The 4,664-nt window shown below is 70.7% G+C and carries 5 protein-coding genes; 1 reads left to right on the top strand and 4 read right to left on the bottom strand.

All coding sequences use genetic code 11. The annotated features are described in order from the left end of the window. The 3 genes from VEG08_13100 to VEG08_13110 form a co-directional block, all read right to left on the bottom strand. On the bottom strand, positions 1 to 741 hold the full coding sequence (locus VEG08_13100) for a CDP-alcohol phosphatidyltransferase family protein (GenBank protein HXZ28923.1): 741 nt from the start codon (positions 739 to 741) through the stop codon (positions 1 to 3). A gap of 138 nt (positions 742 to 879) precedes the next feature. Next, positions 880 to 1,866 carry a biotin synthase BioB gene (bioB, locus tag VEG08_13105; GenBank protein HXZ28924.1) on the bottom strand — a complete coding sequence of 329 codons (987 nt, stop codon included), beginning with the start codon at positions 1,864 to 1,866 and terminating at the stop codon, positions 880 to 882. Positions 1,867 to 1,993: 127 nt separating this feature from the next. Then, complete coding sequence (locus tag VEG08_13110; GenBank protein HXZ28925.1) at positions 1,994 to 2,962, bottom strand: radical SAM protein; 969 nt, start codon at positions 2,960 to 2,962, stop codon at positions 1,994 to 1,996. Positions 2,963 to 3,050: 88 nt separating this feature from the next. On the opposite strand from VEG08_13110, the gene VEG08_13115 reads away from it, so the two are divergent. Next, a complete protein-coding gene (locus VEG08_13115; protein HXZ28926.1) occupies positions 3,051 to 4,049 on the top strand; it encodes a zinc-dependent alcohol dehydrogenase family protein in 999 nt (332 codons plus the stop codon). Here the strand turns inward: VEG08_13115 and VEG08_13120 are convergent. Then, on the bottom strand, positions 4,046 to 4,664 hold a 619-nt coding region (locus VEG08_13120), incomplete at its 5' end, for a Sir2 family NAD-dependent protein deacetylase (protein ID HXZ28927.1). The genes VEG08_13115 and VEG08_13120 overlap by 4 nt on opposite strands.

The raw sequence follows: 4,664 nt of genomic DNA on the forward strand, positions 1-4,664 counted from the left end.
TCACGGCAACGGCTCCTCGCGGTAGAGCTTCGCGATGTGCCGCGCCGCCGAGACCACCAGCATCGCGCCCATCCCGGCGATGGCCACCGCGCCGCCCACGTCGAAGAGGCGGAAGGCGCGGCCGAACAGGTGCGCCGTCGGCCAGCGCAGCAGCGCCAGGTTGCCGGCGATCAGCAAGATCCGGATCTCGGTCGGCCCGAAGCGCCAGAACGACATGTGGAAGCTGCCCAAGGTGTAGGTCGCGAGGTAGACCTCGGCCGAGAGCATGAGGAAGGCGATGAGCATGCCCAGGGCGATGCCGGGATGGACGTACCCGGAGAGCGCCAGCCCGCCCATCAGGAAGAAGGCGCCGAAGGTGTCGAGCACGTGGTCCACGTAATAGCCGTAGCGGGGGCGCTGGCAGTTGCGCACGCGCGCCAGGGTGCCGTCCAGGCTGTCGCCCAGCCAGTTGAGCGCGATGAACAGGCAGGCCGGCAGCAGCGCGGGCGCGTCGAAGCGCGCCAGGGCGTAGGAGGCTCCCGCCAGCAGCATGGCGGCGGCGCCCAGCGCGGTGAGGTGATCGGAGTTGATGCGCGCCGGCAGGCGCTCCGCCAGCCAGACCAGCATCTTCCTTTCGACGGCGGAGGTCAGGCTCTCCTGGATGCGGGGCGCCGGGCGGAAGGCCGGAACTGCTTTGGCGCCGGCAGCCAGCCGCTCCTTTCCCAGCCCCGGCAGATCCCAGTACGAGTGGCGCGTGGACATGCGTTTCCTCCTGCTCGCCGCCCACTCTGTTCCGAAGCCAGAGGCACGGCAATGCACGCCACATCAACTGCGAAGCAAGCGGAGTTCAGGCTGGAAGCCATTGCAAACAAAGCGGTTGAGGGTTGCCCTCGACTTGGCTCAGAAGGCCGGCGGCATGGCCTTCAGGCCCATTTCCTGAAGCAAGAGAGCGTCTTCGTCGGGCGCGGGGTTGGGCGTGGTCAGCAGGCGCTCGCCTACGAAGATGGAGTTGGCGCCGGCCAGGAAGCAGAGCGCCACCGCCTCGCGCGACATCTGCTGGCGCCCCGCGGCCAGGCGCACGCGCGAGCGCGGCATGAGCAGGCGCGCGGTGGCGATGGCGCGCACCATCTCCAGGGGATCGAGCGGCGGCTGCGCGGCCAGCGGCGTCCCTTCGGCCCGCACCAGCATGTTGATGGGCACGCTCTCAGGATGGGGGTCGAGCGAGGCCAATTGCTGCAACAGGCCGATGCGGTCGTCCTCGCTCTCACCCATGCCCAGGATGCCGCCGCAGCACACGGTGATGCCGGCCTGGCGCACCGCCGCCAGCGTCCGCAGCCGCTCTTCGTACACGCGTGTGGTGATGATGCGGCCGTAGAACTCGGGCGAGGTGTCGAGGTTGTGGTTGTAGGCGGTGAGGCCCGCCTGCTTGAGGGCGCGCGCCTGCGCGCCGGTCAGCATGCCCAGGGTGCAGCAGACCTCCAGGCCGAGCGCCGCCACGCCGCGCACCATTTGGAGCACGCTCTCGAACTCTTCGCCCTCGGGCGCCTGGCGCCAGGCCGCGCCCATGCAGAAGCGGGTGGCGCCCTCGTCCTTGGCGCGGCGTGCCGTGGCCAGCACCTCTTCAGGATCGAGCAGCACCTGGCGCTCCACGCCGGTGGGGTAGTGCGCGCTCTGCGGGCAGTAGGCGCAGTCCTCAGGACAGCCGCCGGTCTTGATGGAGAGCAGGCGGCAGAGCTGGACTTCGTCGGGGACGTTGTGCTGCCGGTGGACCTGCTGCGCGCGGAAGAGCAGCTCGGGCAGGGGCAGGCGGTAGAGCGCGGCGACTTCGGCGCGGCTCCAGTCGTGGCGGAGTTCCGCCGGCTGCGGCGTGGTCGCGGAAACGGACACGGTGCGGCTCCTTCAAAAGCTCTCGATATTACACGCTGCCGGGGCGCCTGCGAACCGCTTCGCAGCGAAGGGGAAGAGCATCACCACAAAGGGCACCAAGGAGACACGAAGGACACAAAGGAAACGGCTAGAAGAAGGCTGTGTGCAGACAGCGCGGGTCGAGGCGCTCGAGCCCGGCGGCGCGGGCGGCGTCCAGGGCCTGCTGGAACTCGTCGCCGGTGATGCCGTGGCCGATCTCCGGGAACTCGGTGTCACTGACCCGTCCGGCGGGGCGGTACTGCGCCATCAGGTTAAGGAAGGTGTCGGGGCCGAGCTCGCGCGCGATCCACTGCAGGATCGCGGGCGTGCCGGCCACTCCGCCCGGCATCACCAGGTGGCGCAGCAGCACGCCGCGCAGCGCGATGCCCTCTTCATCGGTCACCAGCGCGCCCACCTGGCGGTGCATCTCGCGGATGGCGGCGCGCGCCGCCTCGGGATAATCGGCGGCCTTGGCGTAGCGGCGCGCCGTCTCCGGCTCCCAGAACTTGAAGTCGGGCATGTAGACGTCCACCACGCCGTCGAGCAACGCCAGCGAGTCCAGCGAGTCGTAGGCGCTGGTGTTGTAGACCAGGGGCAGGCGCAGGCCGCGCTCCACCGCCAGCGGCAGCGCCTCCAGGATCTGCGCCACCACGTGCTCCGGGGTGACGAAGTTGAGGTTATGGCAGCCGCGCTCCTGCAGCCACAGCATCATGCGGGCCAGTTCTTCTGGAGATGTGACTGCGCCCTCGCCGTGGAGGCTGATCTCCGCGTTCTGGCAGAAGACGCAGCGCAGGTTGCACCAGGAGAAGAAGATGGTGCCCGAGCCACGGCGGCCGCGCAGGCAGTCCTCCTCGCCGAAGTGGGGGAAGGCGCTCGAGACCACGGCGTAGCGCCCGCTGCGGCAGACCGCCTTCTTGTCCTCCAGGCGGTTGACGCCGCAATCGCGCGGGCACAGCCGGCAGTCGGCGAGCTTGGCCAGCGCCTGCTGGGCGCGCCGGCGCAGCTCACCCGACTCGTGCAGCCGCAGGTAGGCGGGCTGGAACGAGGCGCGGGGCAGGATGTAGGAGCGGGGAGCCATTCGTTCTCAGCGTAGCGCGTGGCGAAGTCCGAGGCAGTGACGGCGGTCACGGTTGCGGCAGCTGCGCCCGCCCCGCTAGACTCGCCGCATGCGCGCCATGGTGCTGGACAGCGCAAAGCCGGCCGAGCACAATCCGCTCCAGCTGCGGGATGTGGCCGCGCCCGAGCCGGGCGCGGGCGAGGTGCGCGTGCGCGTCTCCTGCTGCGGCCTCTGCCATACCGACCTGCACACGATCGAAGGCGACCTGCCTCTGCCCAAGCTGCCGCTCATCCCCGGCCACCAGATCGTGGGCGTGGTGGAGGCGCGGGGCGCGGGCGCGCGCCGCTTCCGCGAAGGCGACCGCGTGGGCATCCCCTGGCTGCATGAGACCTGCGGGCAGTGCGCCTACTGCCGCCGCGGCAGCGAGAACCTGTGCGACCGCGCTCGCTTCACCGGCTACCACGTGGACGGCGGCTACGCCGAGAGTGCGGTGGTCGGCGAGGAGTTCGCCGTCGCCATTCCTGCCGCCTTCGACGACGCGCATGCCGCGCCCCTGCTGTGTGCCGGGATCGTCGGCTACCGCAGCTTGCGTCTGAGCGGCGCGCGCAAGGGCGACCGCCTGGGGCTCTACGGCTTCGGCGCCGCCGCCCACATCGTGCTGCAGTGCGCCCGCCACCTGGGCTGCGAGGTCTGGGTCTTCACCCGTAGCCGCGAGCATCAGGACCTGGCGAAGAAGCTGGGCGCGGGGTGGGTGGGCGCGGCGGGCGACCAGGCGCCGGGGCAACTCGATTCCGCCATCCTGTTCGCGCCCGCGGGCGGGCTGGTGCCGCCGGCGCTGGCCGCGCTGCGCAAGGGCGGAACGCTGGCGCTCGCCGGCATCACCATGAGTCCCATCCCGCAGCTCGACTACTCGAGCCTCTACCACGAGCGCGTGGTGAGGAGCGTGGCCAACGCGACGAGAGAGGACGCGCGCGACTTCCTGGAGCTGGCCGCCCAGGTCCCGGTACGCACCGAGGTCGAGATGTTCGAGCTGCAGCAGGCCAACGCGGCGCTGCAGGCGCTGAAGTCCAGCCGGATCCAGGGAGCGGGCGTGCTGCGGGTCAGCTAGCGTTCCACGTGGAACAGCGTGGGCAGCAGCTCGCCGGCCTTGCCCTCGAAGCAGTGGTCGAAGTAGTGAAGGTTGGCGGGGCTCTCGGGGCCGACGTAGAAGCTGCGGGCGCCGGGGCGGCCGCCGGAGGCGCGCACGAAGCTGGCGGCGGGCTCGACCACGCCCGAGCTGCCGACGCAGACGAAGACGGTGGCGCGCGCCAGTTCCGCGAAGATCTCGTCCAGGTGGAAGGGCACCTCACCGAACCAGCAGATGTTGGGGCGGATGCGCCCGCCGCAGGGGCAACGCGGGATCTCGGCCAGAGTGCGGTAGCTGCGCTCGTCGTCGAAGGGCGGCCGCTTGCACTCGGCGCGCTCGCAGCGGCTCTCGATCAGCCGCCCGTGCATGTGCACCACGCGCTCGGAGCCGCCGCGCTCGTGCAGCGAGTCCACGTTCTGGGTGCAGAGATACATGCGCTCTCCAAGCCTGGCTTCGAGTTCCGCCAGGGCCAGGTGCGCGGGGTTGGGCTGGACGGAGGCGGCCATCTCGCGCCGCCAGGAGTAGAACTGCCAGACGGTCTCGGGATCGCGGGCCCAGGCGATGGGCGAGGCCACCTCCTGCACGCGGAAGCCGCGC

It is taken from the genome of Terriglobales bacterium (assembly GCA_035624475.1).
Taxonomy (GTDB): Bacteria; Acidobacteriota; Terriglobia; order Terriglobales; family Acidobacteriaceae; genus DASPRL01.